This window comes from Mobilicoccus caccae (assembly GCF_030161635.1).
In the GTDB taxonomy this organism is placed as follows: Bacteria; Actinomycetota; Actinomycetes; order Actinomycetales; family Dermatophilaceae; genus Mobilicoccus; species Mobilicoccus caccae.
In genome coordinates, this window is sequence record NZ_BSUO01000001.1 from 611,547 (window position 1) to 627,213 (window position 15,667).

Below are 15,667 nucleotides of genomic sequence, written 5' to 3' on the forward strand. Positions count from 1 at the left end.
CCGGCAGGCCGGGGCGTCACCAGCGCGGGAGGCCGCGCACGTTCCACCCGGCTCCGGCCCACATGGCGTCGGTCTCGGGGACGGTGACCGTGCGGATCGTGATGGGCGTCCAGCGGCCGTGCTTCCACTGCGCCGTGGTGCGGACGCCGGAGAACGTGGCCGGGGCCTCCCAGGAGTCGCGGCTCAGGGAGATGCGCGTGAGCTGCTTGGTGCCCTTGACCGTGCGCAGCGAGTAGCCGGCGGAGAAGCTCAGGGCGCCGTCGGTGACCCACTCGATGGAGCCCGCGGGGTCCTTCTGCGCCACGAGCTTGCCGCCGCGCCAGGAGTAGACGCCGAAGAACTGGGTGTGGGCGCCGCTGCCGGTGCGCAGGACGATCTCGGAGCCGCGCACACCGTCCATGGCCGCCGCGCCGTAGAAGGGGGCGTTGCCGAACAGCCACGGCGTGGCGACCTTGGTCGAGGCCGTGCGGCCCGTCGCGGTGACGGTGCGCAGCAGGTGCGCCTTGCCCTTCTGCAGACGGGTGAGGCTCGTGGTGTCGGCCCGGCCGTCGCCGTCGATGTCGGCGCGGGAGACGACGGTGCATCCGGCTCCGCAGGTCGAGCGGGACGCCGGGGCGGCCGTCGAGGCTGCCGCGGGCAGGACGAGTGCGGCGGTGACGAGTCCGACGGCGGCCACGCGAACGCTGGTGCCGGCAGTGGCGGCGCGGGCGGTGATGGCGCGGGCGGTGGCAGTGCGGGTGGAAGACATGACGGCCCCTGTGGTGAGTGTCCCCGAAGCGCCCCCGGACCCGGACGACGCATGTCGATGCTGTCACCGAATTCCGGCTCTGACCAGGAGGATTGCGAACTCGTCACACGACTGTGAGCGCATCGCGAGCCGTTCGTGACCTTCGGCGGAATCACCGGTCTCCACGCGCGGATTCGAGGGCGCTCCGCGGGTGCTCCGCCGGGTGCTCAGCGAGTGGTTCTCGGGCGCTGCGGTGGGTGCGGCGGGCCGGACACGTATGAGGGCGGCGGCCGGACCTCGTGGGTCCGGGCCGCCGCCCTGAGGTGACCATCCCCCGACGGTCACCGGCGAGAAGGTCCCCTAATTCCTTCTCGCGATCGAGCCCCCGCAGCGCGGCGGGTCGAACTCCCCTGGCCCGCCGTGCTGCTCTGATCTACACATCGCCGGCTGCACGGGGATCGTTACGTCTGACTTGGACGAGTGTTGTGGACGGTTCAATCGGTTTTCGAATTCCCTGGTCAGAGCGTTACGGAGCATTCCCGATGTGACCCAGGTCACATCATTGCTGCCACGTGAAGCCCGTCCACCCCGCGAGATCGCGCGCGCGATCCTCGCTCAGGGTGCGGGTCTTGGTGGTGCGCACGGGCTTCCACGTGCCACCGGCCCAGCGGTAGGTCGTGCGGGTGCCGCTGTAGACCAGCCGCTCGGAGTTCACGAACCGCCCCTTGAGTTCGGTGGCGACGACCTGGCGCGCGCCGCGCACGGTCGAGAAGTCGTAGCCGGCGACGAGGGTGAAGTGATCGGCGACGGTCCACGCCGGGTCTCCGACGGTGGCGCGGGGTGCGACGGCCGGGACGATGCGGTTGTTGCGCCAGGTGTACACGTGCGGCCACGGGAAGTCGCCGACGTTGCCGCCGCGGTCGACCATGATCTCCGCGCCCCGGACTCCGTCGAGGTGCGCGGTCCCACCCCAGATGTCGGAGGGCGTGAGGGTGCCGTCGACGTAGTCGGCCACGTGGACGTCGCGGATGGCGCGCTTGCCCTTGGCCGTGGTGACGGTGATGCGGAACGTGTACCGGTCCTGCGAGACCTTGGTACGGGTCAGGCGGACCGTGTCGCGCTTGAGGTCGCCGTCGACGTCGACCCGCGTGACGACGGGTGTCGTGTCGACGGAACCGGTCGGGACCCCGGAGCCGGCGTGGCCGATGCGGTGTGCGCGGATCCTGCGATGACGGCTGCGGCGATGGCGCCGGCGACGATCTTCATGATGAAACCCCCAGTCGTGCAACGAAATCCCCCGAAAGAGGCGCGATCCGCCTCGTCTCGAGACTAGGGGTGCGGATGGCCCACTTCGGCTCGTGGCGCGGCGCGAGTTCCGAACTGTGTTCGGAGCGTTGGCATTCCGTGATGTTTCCGGCGCACCGCGTGCTCGTGTACTGCGCTGACGGGGTGTGGGGAGCGGCGTCCGAACTCAGTCGGAGCCGAACAGGTCGCGCGTGTAGACCTTGTCGGCGACGTCGTCGAGGTCCTCGCTGCGGCGGTTGGCGAGGATGACGTCGCTGCGGCGCTTGAACTCCTCGAGGTCGTGCACCACCTCGGAGCGGTAGAACTCGTCGGCCTCGAGAGTGGGCTCGTAGACGATGACGGGGATGCCCTTGGCCTTGATGCGCTTCATGATCCCCTGGATGGAGGAGGACCTGAAGTTGTCGGAGCCGGTCTTCATCGTCAGGCGGTAGATGCCGACCACCGCGGGGTCGCGGTCGATGATGTCGAACGCGATGAAGTCCTTGCGGGTGGCGTTGGAGTCGACGATGGCCTTGATGAGGGTCTGCGGCACCTGGTCGTAGTTGGCGAGGAGCTGCTTGGTGTCCTTGGGCAGGCAGTAGCCGCCGTAGCCGAAGCTCGGGTTGTTGTAGTGGCTGCCGATGCGCGGGTCGAGGCCGACGCCGTCGATGATCTGGCGGGTGTCGAGGCCGTGCCGCGAGGCGTAGGTGTCGAGCTCGTTGAAGTACGCGACCCGCATCGCGAGGTAGGTGTTGGCGAACAACTTGATGGCCTCGGCCTCGGTGGTGCCGGTGATGAGGACGGGGGTGTCCTCGTCCAGGCTGCCGGCGGCGAGCAGGTCGGCGAAGCGGCGGGCTTGCGGCTCGGCGTCCGCGTCGGTGCCGACGACGATGCGCGAGGGGTGCAGGTTGTCGTGCAACGCCCGGCCCTCGCGCAGGAACTCGGGGGAGAAGAGGATCGTCAGGCCGGGGTGGCGCTCGCGGGCGCTCGCCGTGAAGCCCACGGGGATCGTCGACTTGATGACCACCGTCGTCTGCGGCGCGACCTCGGCGACCAGGTCGAGCACGGAGTCGACGCTGCTCGTGTCGAAGAAGTTGAGGTCGGGGTCGTAGTTGGTCGGTGTCGCGACGACGAGGTAGTCGGCGCCCGCGTACGCGCTGCGGGCGTCGGTGGTGGCGGTGAGTCGCAGCTCGCGGTGGGCGAGGTAGTCCTCCAGGTCGGGATCGACGATGGGGGAGCGCCGGTCGGTGATGAGGTCGACCTTGCGTTCGTCGAGGTCGACGGCCACGACGTCGTGCTCCTGCGCGAGGATGACGGCGTTGGCGAGCCCCACATAACCGAGTCCGGCGACGGCGATCTTCATGGGGGACAGGGTAGTCGGCGCAGTGCCACAGTCCGTGGCGCCACGGCATCGAGCGGGTGTCGGCGGCGGCCGGTGTCGTGTGGGGCCGGTGCCGGTGCCGGTGCCGGTGCGGTCTGGGTCGGTGGTGTCGGGGTCGGTGGTGTGTGGGTCGGTTCGAGACTGCGGTCGTGCTCCCCCGATCGGAGGAGCACGGACGGAGTTCGGTGCCAAGGTGGTCCGATCTCGGGAGCACGGGGGCGGTATCGCGAGCACGGGCCTTCGAGGTGGCCCTCGGCGGGCGCAGCCGGGGGCGACGGACTCTGCACCCTCGCGCCTGACGCTCCGATCCGTGCGGGCGGCTACCCGGCGGCGCCGGTGGTCAGCATGACCGTGACGAGACGGTCGATGTTGTCGTAGCGGATGTCGCCGCGGGGGTGACGATCTCGCTCCAGGTCATCCGGAGCACGGGATGCCCGGCACGGACGATCGCGGCCTCCCTGGCCCTCTCGGCGCGGATGATCTCCTCGACGGTTCGCGAGTCGTCCTTGTCTCGGGCGGCGGGAAGGTACTTCATCATCCCGTCGATCTCGAGGACGAGTCGACCGAGGGCGAAATCGACGCGGTAGGAGTTCCCCTCGGCGACGATCGGCAGTTGCGGAGTCACGTCGTGGCCCAGTCGCGTGAGGGCGTGGCGGGCGAGGGTCTCCGCGGGGGACTCCGACGAGGGATCCACGTGATCGAGCATCGCGACCATGAGGGAGCGACCCGGGTGGCCGGCGAACGACGTGGCGCGGCTTCGGAGGTCGGTGAGAGTCACCTTGTCGGTGCGGACGGCCTGGTCGGCGGCGACGAGGGTGGCGAGTGGATTGCCGAGGCCCACCTGGAGCACGGCGTCGGCACAACCGACCGTGGCGCTTCCGGGCTCGAGGTGGGCGACGGTGTGATCGGCGCGGTGGATCAGGCACCCTGCCCGACGGCGGTTGCTGGGTGAGGTGCGGTGGGTGAGGTGCGCGGTCTCGAGGTCCGCGGCGAACGCCGGCAGCTCCATCTCGAGCAGGGCCGAGTGATGGCTGGACACCGTCTGCGGGTTGCGCCGACGCGCCGCGGAGGTCTGACGCCGGTGCCGATCCTTGCGGTGGAGGGAGGTGTCTCGCGGGGCGTAGTAGCCGTGTGTGACGCGCACGAGGACACCTGCTCTGGTCACGGCACGGAGCGTCTCGTGGTTCACGCCGTCGGCGAGCGCCTCGGCGGTCGAGAACAGCCCGAACTCGCCGGCGGTGAGAGCAGCCAACGAGGTCCGCAGGCCGGGAGGGAGGTCGTCAAGTGTGGGCACGTCACCAGCGTCGTCCGTGGTCGATGACGTGACGGAACGCCGCTTCACGTTGGGGACGGACTCGTGGCGGATTACGCCCTGTGGAACGTGGGCGCGGGCTTGATGCGTGCCGCGGTGGATCGAAACTGCGTCCGTGCTCCCCCGATCGGAGGAGCACTGGTGGTGTTTCGTGTCCTCCAGCTCGATATCGGGAGCAGCGGAGGAGTTCGGCGCGCGCCGTCGGCGTTGGTGTGGGCGCTGTCGTGATGTGTGCCGGGGCGGATCGAAACTGCGTCCGTGCTCCCCCGATCGGAGGAGCACGGACGCAGTTCGGTGCCAGGGTGCTCCGATATCGGGAGCACGGAGGGAGGGTCGTCGCACCGCGAGCAGCCGAAGACATCGAGGCGTCCCGCCGGCGACCCGCGTCCGAACCGCCCCGTGGGCCGGAGGTCAGTAGCGGGCGGCGCCGAGGATGCCGCTGTACTTGAGTTGCGCCACTCGTTCGGTGACCAGGCCGGAGCGCGTGCTCGAGACTCGCACCCAGGTCTTGGTGGCCGGAGCCCAGCGGTAGGTGGTGTGGGTGCCGCTGAGCTTGCCGGTCTTGCGGTAGGGACGCAGGTCGTGCCGGACGACGTAGCGCACGCCGCGTTTGGTGGAGAAGGTGTAGCCGGCGTGGTGGCGCGGCGTGTTCGCGGCCACCCACGTGTTGCGGGCGTCGCGCGAGCCGCGTGCGCCCGGTGCGGCCTGGAGCACGAGCGCCCCACGCTGCCAGCGGTAGACGCGCAGGGCGAAGTCGGCCGACTCCGGCGTGAGGTTGACGACGATCTCCGCGCCGGGAGTCCCGTCCATGGCGATCGGCCCCCACCACGACATCAGCGGGTCGCAGGTGCCGCGGGCGGTGACGGGCGTGCTGACCACGGCTCCGCGCGCGGTCTTGACGGTGAGCGTGTAGTGGCAGCCGCGTCGGTCCTCGCGCTTCTGGGCGAAGGTGACGCGGTCGCGGCGACCGTCGCCGTCGATGTCGGCCGAGGAGGTCTTGACGGTGTCCGTCGCCGCGCTCGTGGGAGCGGCGGTGACGGCCTCGGCGGACGTGGCGGTGGTGGCCAGGCTGCCCGCGAGGGCGGCGGTCGTGAGAACGGCGACGGCGAGCGTCGATGGCATGGTGATCCCCTTCACTCATGGATTGATCCGCCTGTCCCCCGGCGGACATCGCCCATCCTGTTCCCTTCGGCGCGTGGAAGGAATGGATGCGACGAGCTTGTGGTGTGACGGTGGCCGATCCGTGACCTCGTGTTCGTCCTGCGGTCGGCTGGGGCCGTCGGGCGTCGGAGTCTGCGGAGGTGAACGTCGCGCAGCCGGTGCGGGGTGTCAGGGCGTGGGGTCGTCGTGGAGGCGGACGCTGGAGAGTTCGACGACCCCGTCGGTGCGTTGCCAGTAGTGCAGGCGGCGGGCGGAGGCGGTCTTGTGCTGGAGGTAGACGCGCCAGCAGGTGGCGCCGTCGGGGCGGGTCACGGGTGGGTCGTCGCCGCCGAGACCACTGCGGAGCTGGTGGAGGTGGCGGGCGGGGATGTCCTTCACGCGGCCGGTGACGACGTCGACGATGACGTCGACGACCTTCTGCCGGTCGATGCCTTCGACGGCGGCCCAGGTGGTGAAGAAGTCGGGGCCGATGGTCCAGTCGCGGATCGGGAGGGCCGCCTTCTCCCCGGGGGTCGTGCGGCGGGCCCAGGAGAGGTGCACCTCGTAGCGGAGTTGGTCGCCGGGATCACCGAAGAGGTCGTGGTCGAGGTCGGCATCGGTGTGGGCGTGGCGCAGGGCGATCTTCGCCTCCCGGACCTGGGTGCGCAGGCGCTTGGTCTCGTCCTTGAGCGAGGCGCGTTCGTTCTCGGCGGCGCGCAGCTCGCGCAGGAGTCGGTCGCGTTCGAGGCGCATCGCGGCGAGTTCGGGCGATTCGCCGGAGTCCTCCGCGCGGGTGGGGGTGGCGTCGTCGGCGTGGGTGACGAGGTCGGCGGCGGCGTTGTGGGCGTCGATGGCACGGGCGACCATGGCGGCGATGTCGATGTCGAGGTCGGTGGACTCGGCGGGAGGGACCTCGTCGGTGGCGAGTTCGGGGGCGGTGGTGTCCTCGGCCTGCGGCGGCTCGAGCCAGGGTGGTCCGCCGCGCAGGATCGGCGGCGCGGTCAGCACGGCGTCGGCGGGGTTGCGGGCGAGGCTGATGCGCCAGTGAGGGCCGGTGGCGAGGACGAGCGCGGTGAGGGTCTCTCCGGGGGTGAGGACGGTGCGCAGGTCGAGGTCGGTGTCGTCGAAGGCCTGGGCAGGGGTGAGGTCGACCTCGACGTCGGGGAACAGCCGGGCGATGCAGAGCTCGCGCTCGACGTGCACGAGGAGTACGGGGACAACGGCGCCCACGTGGTAGTCGGCGAGGGCGTCGGTGGGGGACAGGCGCATGGGGGTGACGTCGAGGCGGCCCTGGCGGACGTCGAGGAGTCCGTCGACCGACATGCCGCCGGTGAGCAGACGTTCGGCGGGGACGTCGGGGGCGATGAGCTCGGGGAGATCGTGGCCTTGGCCAGGGGGCCGTCGGTGAGGGTGACGAGGGCGCGGCCGCCGACGATGCCGTCCACGGTGCCGGAGGTGGCGACGGGTCGGGGGCCGGGGCGTGGGGCACCAGGCGCACCGGGGCGGGCGCCCGGCACGGGGGTGAGGGCCGCCGGCGTGACGGTGGCTGCCGCGCTCATGCGGAGGGCATCGGAGACGAGTTGCGAACCCACGCGGGCGCCGTCCTCGGCGGTGTAGACGAACCGCAGAGGGGAGAGGAAGACGTCGTCGACCCATGCCAGGCCGGGAGGGTAGACCCGGCACGCGCCACCGTAGGCCTCGGTGCGGGGCGGCAGGATGCGGGAGAACTCCCAGCTCAACCGGCCGGTGGGGACCACGTAGACCGAAGCGTGGCCCGCGACCTGGTGGGCGACGTCGTCGACGTCGACGTGGGAGGCGCTCGCTCCGGCGGGGATGCTCACGATGACGACGGGGTCGGTGCGCGTCGCGTCGAGCAGGTGCTCGGCCAGGGCCTGGACCTGCGCCTCACTGGTGAGCCGTATCGCCGCGCTCATGCGTCACCTCCGGTTCATCCGCGGGCGCCAGGGGCGTCCCTCGGTACGTTTCGAGGCTACGACGTGCGGTGGGTGGAGGGGACGTCCCCGGCTGGGATCGGGCCGGCACGGGAACTCCTGCGTCGAGGCGGTCTGCGGGCTGTCCGCTGCGATGGCACTGTCGGCGCTCCGTTCCAGGGTCGCATGGCGGCGTTGTCGTGCACGCGCCGGAGAGGGGCCGCGGCTTTCGGGGGCCGCTCGGTGGTCCGAGAATGCGGCTGTGCTCCTGCGATCGGGGGAGCACAGACGGAGTCTCGTGTGCAGAAGCCCGGTGTCGCGTGCAGGGGAGGAAGATCGGCGCGCAGTGTCGGCGAGGGTGTGTCACCGCAGCGGGGGCAGGGTGAGGCCCTTGGCGCGGAGTCCGCGGATGATCCCGGGGAGGGCCTCGGGGGTGTGGCGGCCGGTCATGTGCATGAGGACGACGCCGCCGGGGCGCGCAGGCGGCGTGAATCCGTCGCCGTGGAGGACGCGGGCGATCAAGGCGTCCGCGCTGGCGCCGGAGTAGTCGCGGGTGTCGGTGGTCCAGTAGCAGAGCTCCTGGCCGTGGCGTTTCGCCGCCTGCACGACGCGGGTGGTGAAGGTTCCCGCGCCGAAGCCTGGGCGGAGCAGCGTGGCTCGGGTGGCGGGCCCGCGCGCGGCCTGGCCTTCGAGTGCGTCGTCGTCGATCGCGTTGAGGGATTCGTGGGTGTCGGTGTGGTTCTCGACGAGATGCCCCGCGCGCTGCAGGGCTCGCACCATGCCCGGATTCGACCGCGCCCACGTGCCGGTGGCGAAGAACCGGGCGCGCACGTTCTCGGCCGTCAAGGTGGCCAGCACGCGGTTCATGGTGCGGGTGGACAGGAAGCCGTCGTCGAAGGTCAGCCAGACGTCCGTGCCGGTGTTGCCGCAGGTGAGGATGCGATCGCGGGTGGCGCGATCGACGGTGCTCGTGCGCGGCCCGCTCGCGGTGATGCTCGAGGTGGCACCGGCCCGGGAGTCGTCGGACAGGGTGGCGTGTGCGGTGAGCGTGTGGCGACCGGCGGTGCGCGGCAACGTGATCCAGCACTGCTGCGACACCCCGCCGGCGTGGCTCCACGTGTCTCCGGCGCAGTCGCCCCTGACGTCGTCGACCGTGACTTCGAACGATCGCGCCCCCGGTGCCGTGACGACGATGGGCACCGAGCCTCCGGGTGAGTCGTACTTGGGAGAGCGGATGGTGACCGTCGTCGAGGAGTCGTGTCGTGGAGGTGCTGGTGGGTGAGGGAGGCGGGGAGGTGGTGGTGCTCGAGGCCGCTGTCGTGGGAGGGGTGTTCGCGGTCGTCGGGGGTGAGGTGGTCGTGCTCGGGGGCGCTGCGGTGGGTGCGGGGTCGCCGGTCTGCGGGGGTGCGCTGCAGCCGGTCGCGAGGAGAAGCAGGCCCGCGGCGGCGAGCACTCTTGGTCTCGCGTGGATCGACATGTGATTCCCCCGGAGAAACGTCGGCGTGTCTTCAGTGTGCATGTCTGGATGGGAGTTCACGGTGAGGACAGTGGGATTCGCGGGTGTCGGCCTACGGTGGCATTCGGCCGAGAGGTCCACTCAGAATCCGCCGTGGCGGCCGACTGGCAGATGAGCATCCATGAAGGGGAGGCCACCGTGATTCGTCGGCCGATGGCCTACGCGTTGATCGCCGGGATCTCCGCCGTCCTGCCGGGGTGCGGCGCCGCGACGACGCCGGCCGGGGGAGCGACGTCGCCTGTGGCGCAGGCTCCCTCGCCGTCGGAGACCGTCGCGCCGACGACCACGCCCGAGCCGGTGACGACCACCACGACGCCGCCCGCTCCGAGCACCGCGCCGCCGACGACGGCGCCCGCGGTCCGGCCGACGACTCCGGCCGTGGGGACGACCGTCGCACGGCCGGCCGCGCCGTCGGCGTCGCCTGCTGCGGTGCGTGTGGCGCCGGCGGCGAAGGAGCGTCCGAGTCGTGGCGGTGTCGAGATGCCGGCCACCGGGCGGGGTGCGTTGTCGGGGCGGGTGGTCGTGGTCGATCCGGGGCACAACGGGGTGACGGTCGCGCGCATCAACAATCGGCAGGTCGACGCGGGAGGCGGTCGGCGCAAGGCGTGCAACACCTCGGGCACGGCCAACTCCCGCATGAGTGAGCACGAATTGAACTGGAAGGTCGCCTCGCTCGTCGTCGAGCAGTTGCGCTCCCGCGGCGCGACGGTGTGGCTGACGCGACCCGACGACAAGGGAGTCGGCCCGTGCGTCGACGAGCGCGCCGGCATCGGCAACCGCGTGGGCGCCGACCTGGTGCTGTCGATCCACGCCGACGGCAACACCTCCGCCTCGGCGCGGGGGTTCCACGTGATCGTCGCGCAGTCGATGAAGGGCGGCCCCGAGGCGCAGGCCCAGTCGCAGAACGTCGCCGGGCTCGTGCGCGAGCAGATGAAGACCACGGGCATGCCGGTGTCGACCTATCTGGGACGCAAGGGAATCCACATCCGCAGCGACATCGCCGGAGTCAACCTCTCCGAACCCCCGGCGGTGATGCTCGAGATGGGCAACATGCGCCACCCGAAAGACGCGGCCCTGTTCGCACAGGCGGGCTTCCGGCAGCGAGTGGCGACTGGCCTGACGAACGCGGTGCAGAACGCGCTGCGGTGATCGGGGCGGCGTCCTGACTGTGGACCAGCGCGCTCACGACCGATCGCACCGGCCCCTCAGCGCCAGAGCACGATCTCCACGGCGTTGCCTGCCGTAGCAGTAGAGATCGCCGGTCTCCCGATGCGGTGATGCGTCGAGTTATCATCGCGGCATGGCAGACCTCGAGAGCGGAGCCCGGATCGCGATGGCCAGGCGTGCGGCCGGCTTGACGCAGAGGGCGCTGGCGGCCAGGTCGGGCGTCGCTCAACCACACATCGCGAGGATCGAGTCGGGCCGTGTCGTTCCGACGGCGCAGACTCTCGAGCGGTTGCTTCAGGCGGCTCGCCCGGATGGCCGCACGGTGCTGTCTGCGCATCGCGACGAGATCGTGGCCGCGGCTCGGGCTCGGGGCGGCACGGGTGACGTGCGGGTGTTCGGGTCGGTGGCGCGTGGTGAGGACGGGCCGGATTCGGACGTCGACCTGCTGGTCGAGTTCGCGCCGGGGGTCGATCTCTTCGACGTCGTCGATCTGGAGATCGAGCTCGGCGAGCTGCTGGGGAGGTCCGTCGACGTCATGCCGTCGGACTCGCGGGGACGAGCCGCCGACCACGCCCGACGGGACTCGGTGCCCCTGTGACACGAGACGGCTCGAGCGTCGAGGAGGTCGCGCTCGCACTACGCCAGATGTTGGCTCAGTGCGAGCACATCACCGCCGGGGGACGGGCCAGGTTTCTGGCGGACGACCTCGACGCGCAGATTCTGCGTCTGGCTGCCGAGAGGCTCGTCATCACGCTGCAGGCCGCGGTGGAGGATCTGCCGCCCGGCTTCGTCGAGACCCACGCGGATCTCCCGTTCGCCACGGTGCGTGGGATGCGCAATCGACTCGCCCACGGATATGTCGACGTCAATCCCGCGATCGTCTGGGAAACGCTGAGCGGGCGACTCCCCGAGTTCGTGCGGGACGTCCTGCAGCGCCTGTAGCGGCGCCCGGCGCGGTGATGCGAGTTCTGGTGGAGTTCGATGTCCTTCACCGGCGAATCCTGCCCACGCGCCAAGCGGTGACGAGCGCGCCGATGAGGGCGATGAGTGCGAGCGCACCGATGTCGGCGGTCCAGACGCCGGCTTCGTGACGCCAGAGGTCGTCGTGGTCGACCCCAGGGTGTCCGAGGAGGTCGACAGTCGCTGCGCCGGCGGCGTAGCCCCACCTGCTGGGCGCAACCCACGCGAGCTGTTCCAGGCCGGCGCGGCCGACGACGGGGATGAGGCCGCCGCACACCACCAGTTGCGCCATGATCGCGACGACGAGCAGGGGCATCACCTGGTCGGTGGTCGACACCACCGACGAGATGACCATTCCCAGCGAGGCGGACGCGAACGCGGTCAGCACCACGGCGGCGTAGATCTCGAGCCAACCGGCGCCGATGACCACGCCGGTGTCTGGTGGTGGCTTGACGAGAAAGACGAGACCCACGAGCAGCGCCGACTGCACGGCGGCCAGGAGTCCGAAGACGGCGAGTTTGGCGAGCAGGTATGCGTGCGGTGAGAGTCCGACGGCGCGTTCTCGCCGGTAGATGGGACGCTCCCCGACGAGGTCGCGGCAACTGGAGGCCATGCCCATGAAGGCGGCGCCGACCATGAGAACGACGAGGAGCTCTGCTGCTTCGCTCAGGTCGGGGGCGGCGGGCATCCCGAAGCCGGCCTTGCCGGGGACCGCTGCCACGAGCGCGGCGAGCACGAGGGGCAGCAGCGCGATGAAGAGCGCGTACGAGCGGTCGGCGGCCAGCACCGTGAGGTGGCGCCGGCCGAGGGTGACGGCCTGTCGTATCGCGGACTGGCGACGGCGGGGACCGGCCGACAGCGGGGACGACTCGTGCTGCGCGTGTGCGGCCGGGCGGGTGTCAGTGCGGTGCCGAGCGAACCGGTCGGCGTGGTCGAGGGGATCGGCGGCGACGGCGGAGAAGATGTCGGGGTAGTCGGCGCCGTCGAAGTAGGGGCGCACGTGCTCGGGGCGGCCGTAGAACGCGACGTGTCCTCCGGGCGCGAGGAGCAGCACCCGGTCACAGAGGTCGAGGTTGGCGACGCTGTGGGTGACGACGACCACCGTGCGGCCGTCGTGGGCGAGGTCGCGCAGCGTGGTCATCACCGACTTGTCGAGGCCGGGGTCGAGACCCGAGGTCGGTTCGTCCAGGAAAAGGAGCGAGGGCTGGGTGAGGAGTTCCATCGCGACGGAGGTCCGCTTGCGTTGACCGCCGGAGAGCCGATCGATCCGGGTGTCGGTGTGAGCACGCAGCCCGAGCTCGCCGACCACTTCGGCGATGCGGGCACGGCGAGCGGAGGTGTCGAGGTCGGAGGGGAACCGCAGCAGGGACGCGTACTCGAGGGCCTGGCGCACGGTGAGCTGGGGGTGGACGACGTCGTCCTGCGGCACGACACCGATGCGGTCGCGTAGTTCGGCGTAGTTGGCGTAGAGGTCGCGGCCGTCGAAGGTCACGGTGCCGCTGGTGGCCGGGCGGCTCGCGGTGAGGGCGCCGAGGAGCGTGGACTTGCCGGCGCCGGAGGGGCCGATCACGGCGAGCAGGCCAGATGCAGGCAGGTCGAAGCCGACGTCGGCGAGCAGGACCTTGCCGGTGGGCAGACGGTAGCCGAGTCCCTCGGCTCGCAGGCTGACGCGCGTGTCGGCCTCGGTCATGACGAGTTCGTCTCCGACGATGCGGAACTCGTGGTGCCCCACCGTCAGCAGGTCGCCGGGGGTGAGGAGCTCCGACCGGATGGGCGTGCCGTTGACGTAGGTGCCGTTGAGGCTGTCGAGATCCTCGATCCAGAATCCGTCGGCGTGTGGGGTGGCGCGGACGTGGCTGCGTGAGACGAGCAGGTCGTCGACGACGATCGTGTTGGCGTGGTCGCGGCCGATGGTCACGGCGACGCCGGAGCCCCGTCGCGCGATGGTGACGGTGGCGGGGGAGGGGGCCGGGTGCTGGGCGTCCTCGAGGGACAGGCGCGGCGCGTCGGGTGAGGAGCCGACCCGCACGGCGGTCGTGGCGTCGAGGCGGATGTGTGGGACGCGGCGACCGTCGGTGTGCAGGCCGTTGAGCGATCCGGCGTCGCGGACGATCCAGCCGCCGGGGGCTTCGAACGTCATGGTGGCGTGGGTGCGGGACACCTCGGGGTGGTCGAGTCGCACGTCGGCGTCGGCTGCACGGCCGATCGTGTAGGTCCTGCCGGGCTGCAGGTTCCATCGGAGGTCGCCGGCGACGAGTTCGGTGCAGCCCTCGACGGACATGTGTGACCTCCTGCGCCGACTCCCGTCGACACCCCTCGTGCCGGTGCCTTCTGTCGGCCGAATCTGGCCGGTGCCCTGGCACTTTCGGGTTCAGAGTAGTGGGTCGGACGTCCGTCACGGGGTTAGGCTGTGGCCGGATCGCGAGCCACTTCGAACCGGGGACGAGCCCGGTGTGAGCACGGATCTCGGGGGTGTGGGACGTCGTGAGTGGGCAGCAACGGGTGGGCAGCCGATATGTGATCGAGACGGTGCTCGGGCAGGGCGCGTTCGGCCAGGTCTGGGCGGCGCGGGACGTCGACGGCGGGCTGTGGGCCGTCAAGGTGCTGCGCCCCGAGTTGGCGAGCGACCCGGGTGTGGTGAGGGGTTCGTCCAGGAGCGATCGGTGTTGGCGTCGGTCCGCCACCGCCACGTCGTCGGCGTGCACGATCTCGTCGCCGAAGGCACGACGCTGGCCATCGTCATGGACCTGGTGGAGGGGCCTGATCTGCGCTCGCTGCTGCGCGCCAGGGGCACGGTGGCACCGGCGACGGCCGCCCGGTGGGGTGCGCAGGTGGCCGCGGGCCTGGCGGCAGCGCATGCCGTGGGGGTCGTGCATCGAGACGTGAAGCCGGAGAACGTGCTCATCGACGCCGCGTCCGACGAGGCGAAGCTGACCGACTTCGGGATCGCACGCCTGATGGACGCCTCCTCGCAGACCGCGACGATGCTCGCGGGCACGCCTCAGTACATGTCGCCCGAGGTGGCCGAGGGTGATGTGAGCGGTGCTGCGGGGGACCTGTATTCGCTCGGAGCCATGGTCTACGAATTGGCCTGTGGGGTGCCCCCGTTCGCGGGGCGCGGCTCGGCGTTGGCGACACTGCGCGCGCATGCGCATGAGGTGGCCGGCCGGCCACCGCAGATGCCGGACCCGCTGTGGGCGATCGTAGACCAGTTGCTGGCCAAGGACCCTGGGCAGCGACCGAGTTCGGCGGCCGAGGCATCTCGGCGGTTGTCGCACGTCGCGGAGGAGCTCGCCGGGGTTCCGGCGGCCGAGCGACTGTCCGCGCCTCCCCCGTCGGCACGTGTGATCACCGGCGCCCCGGACGCGCCGACCATGGTCGGGATGCAGGCCGTCCGCAGCGGCGCCCCGGCCTCGCGGCACCCCGTTCCCGGCTCGCCGAGTGCGACCCCCGTGGGTGGTCTGGGGCAGGGCGTCTTCGACCAGGCGGCGGAGGTCGACGACGGCTGGGATGAGCCACGGCCCAGCAAGCGCTTGATGATCGGGCTGGTGGGGGTCGGAGCCGGACTCCTCCTGTGCGCAGGGGTCGCCGCTGCCGTGATCATGTCGGGCGAGGAGACTCCCGCCTCTGCAGGTGAAGTGAAGCCGACCGTCGTGCCGTCGGACTCGGCGTCGCCGATGCCGGCATCGATGTCGCCGGGCTCGCCGACGGGGGCCCCGGCAGGAGTGACACCGCTCGTGAGTGTCCCGAGCGCCATGCCAGGTGCTCCCGCGCCGTCGTCCGTCGGTGGGCCGACCGTGATGGCGCCTCCCGGGGTGCCTGTCCCCCAGCCGGAGGAGCGGTCGATACCTGCGCTTCCGGTCGTGCCCAACACGCCGGAGAACGTCCCCGGCGATCAGCCCGTCGTCGAGAACCCGCAACCGGGGGAGCGTCCGATCGTGAAGCCGCCGGATCCGGGCCCGGAGGTCGAAGAGAAGGAGGGTGAGCCTCCGACCGATTCCGAGCTCGTCCCGCCGGAGCCCCCGAAACCGCCTGAGCCAGGTCCGAACGACCATGAGGCGCCTCCACCCCCGGTCGACCCGCGTCCGCCGCGCGAGGATCCGCCGGCACCCGCACCTGGCGAGCCTGGTGGAAGTGCCGGCGGGTCGGGGGCAGGCGCGGTCGACAAGCCCGCCGAAGGTCGAGGGGGCGCTGAGGAGCAGGGCCCGTCGTCCCCACCGTCGTGACGTGTCGAGCCCGGCGGACCACC

At 71.1% G+C, this 15,667-nt stretch carries 14 protein-coding genes; 5 read left to right on the forward strand and 9 right to left on the reverse strand.

All coding sequences use genetic code 11. From position 1 onward, the window contains the following. Positions 1-16 precede the first annotated feature (16 nt). The 7 genes from QQK49_RS03130 to QQK49_RS03160 form a co-directional block, all read right to left on the reverse strand. A complete protein-coding gene (locus QQK49_RS03130; RefSeq protein WP_284302651.1) occupies positions 17-748 on the reverse strand; it encodes a hypothetical protein in 732 nt (243 codons plus the stop codon). A 538-nt stretch (positions 749-1,286) separates the two neighbouring features. Then, on the reverse strand, positions 1,287-2,015 hold the full coding sequence (locus QQK49_RS03135; protein ID WP_284302652.1) for a hypothetical protein: 729 nt from the start codon (positions 2,013-2,015) through the stop codon (positions 1,287-1,289). Positions 2,016-2,198: 183 nt separating this feature from the next. After that, on the reverse strand, positions 2,199-3,374 hold the full coding sequence (locus QQK49_RS03140) for a nucleotide sugar dehydrogenase (protein ID WP_284302653.1): 1,176 nt from the start codon (positions 3,372-3,374) through the stop codon (positions 2,199-2,201). A gap of 358 nt (positions 3,375-3,732) precedes the next feature. Continuing rightward, complete coding sequence (locus QQK49_RS03145) at positions 3,733-4,686, reverse strand: type IV toxin-antitoxin system AbiEi family antitoxin domain-containing protein (protein ID WP_284302654.1); 954 nt, start codon at positions 4,684-4,686, stop codon at positions 3,733-3,735. A gap of 429 nt (positions 4,687-5,115) precedes the next feature. Then, positions 5,116-5,826, reverse strand: a complete 711-nt coding sequence (locus QQK49_RS03150) for a hypothetical protein (RefSeq protein WP_284302655.1) — start codon at positions 5,824-5,826, stop codon at positions 5,116-5,118. Between the two features lie 207 nt (positions 5,827-6,033). Continuing rightward, positions 6,034-7,047: a hypothetical protein gene (locus QQK49_RS03155; RefSeq protein WP_284302656.1), complete on the reverse strand. Its 1,014-nt coding sequence runs from the start codon at positions 7,045-7,047 to the stop codon at positions 6,034-6,036. A gap of 1,091 nt (positions 7,048-8,138) precedes the next feature. Then, positions 8,139-8,975 carry a polysaccharide deacetylase family protein gene (locus QQK49_RS03160; protein ID WP_284302657.1) on the reverse strand — a complete coding sequence of 279 codons (837 nt, stop codon included), beginning with the start codon at positions 8,973-8,975 and terminating at the stop codon, positions 8,139-8,141. A gap of 62 nt (positions 8,976-9,037) precedes the next feature. On the opposite strand from QQK49_RS03160, the gene QQK49_RS03165 reads away from it, so the two are divergent. After that, positions 9,038-9,256, forward strand: a complete 219-nt coding sequence (locus QQK49_RS03165; RefSeq protein WP_284302658.1) for a hypothetical protein — start codon at positions 9,038-9,040, stop codon at positions 9,254-9,256. Between the two features lie 193 nt (positions 9,257-9,449). Here QQK49_RS03165 and QQK49_RS03170 read toward each other — a convergent pair whose 3' ends face one another. Then, positions 9,450-9,854: a hypothetical protein gene (locus QQK49_RS03170; RefSeq protein ID WP_284302659.1), complete on the reverse strand. Its 405-nt coding sequence runs from the start codon at positions 9,852-9,854 to the stop codon at positions 9,450-9,452. On the opposite strand from QQK49_RS03170, the gene QQK49_RS03175 reads away from it, so the two are divergent. The 3 genes from QQK49_RS03175 to QQK49_RS03185 all read left to right on the forward strand — a co-directional run bounded on the left by QQK49_RS03175 (position 9,838) and on the right by QQK49_RS03185 (position 11,400). Further along, complete coding sequence (locus QQK49_RS03175; RefSeq protein ID WP_284302660.1) at positions 9,838-10,440, forward strand: N-acetylmuramoyl-L-alanine amidase; 603 nt, start codon at positions 9,838-9,840, stop codon at positions 10,438-10,440. The genes QQK49_RS03170 and QQK49_RS03175 overlap by 17 nt on opposite strands. A 151-nt stretch (positions 10,441-10,591) precedes the next feature. Continuing rightward, positions 10,592-11,056 (forward strand): nucleotidyltransferase domain-containing protein, encoded by a 465-nt coding sequence (locus QQK49_RS03180; protein WP_284302661.1) that lies wholly within the window; start codon positions 10,592-10,594, stop codon positions 11,054-11,056. Next, on the forward strand, positions 11,053-11,400 hold the full coding sequence (locus QQK49_RS03185) for a HepT-like ribonuclease domain-containing protein (RefSeq protein WP_284302662.1): 348 nt from the start codon (positions 11,053-11,055) through the stop codon (positions 11,398-11,400). The genes QQK49_RS03180 and QQK49_RS03185 overlap by 4 nt, the downstream gene beginning before the upstream one ends. 46 nt (positions 11,401-11,446) lie before the next feature. Here QQK49_RS03185 and QQK49_RS03190 read toward each other — a convergent pair whose 3' ends face one another. Further along, on the reverse strand, positions 11,447-13,699 hold the full coding sequence (locus tag QQK49_RS03190; protein WP_284302663.1) for an ATP-binding cassette domain-containing protein: 2,253 nt from the start codon (positions 13,697-13,699) through the stop codon (positions 11,447-11,449). On the opposite strand from QQK49_RS03190, the gene QQK49_RS03195 reads away from it, so the two are divergent. Beyond that, positions 13,698-15,644 (forward strand): protein kinase domain-containing protein, encoded by a 1,947-nt coding sequence (locus QQK49_RS03195; protein WP_284302664.1) that lies wholly within the window; start codon positions 13,698-13,700, stop codon positions 15,642-15,644. The two genes, QQK49_RS03190 and QQK49_RS03195, sit on opposite strands and share 2 nt — an antisense overlap. Positions 15,645-15,667 lie beyond the last annotated feature (23 nt).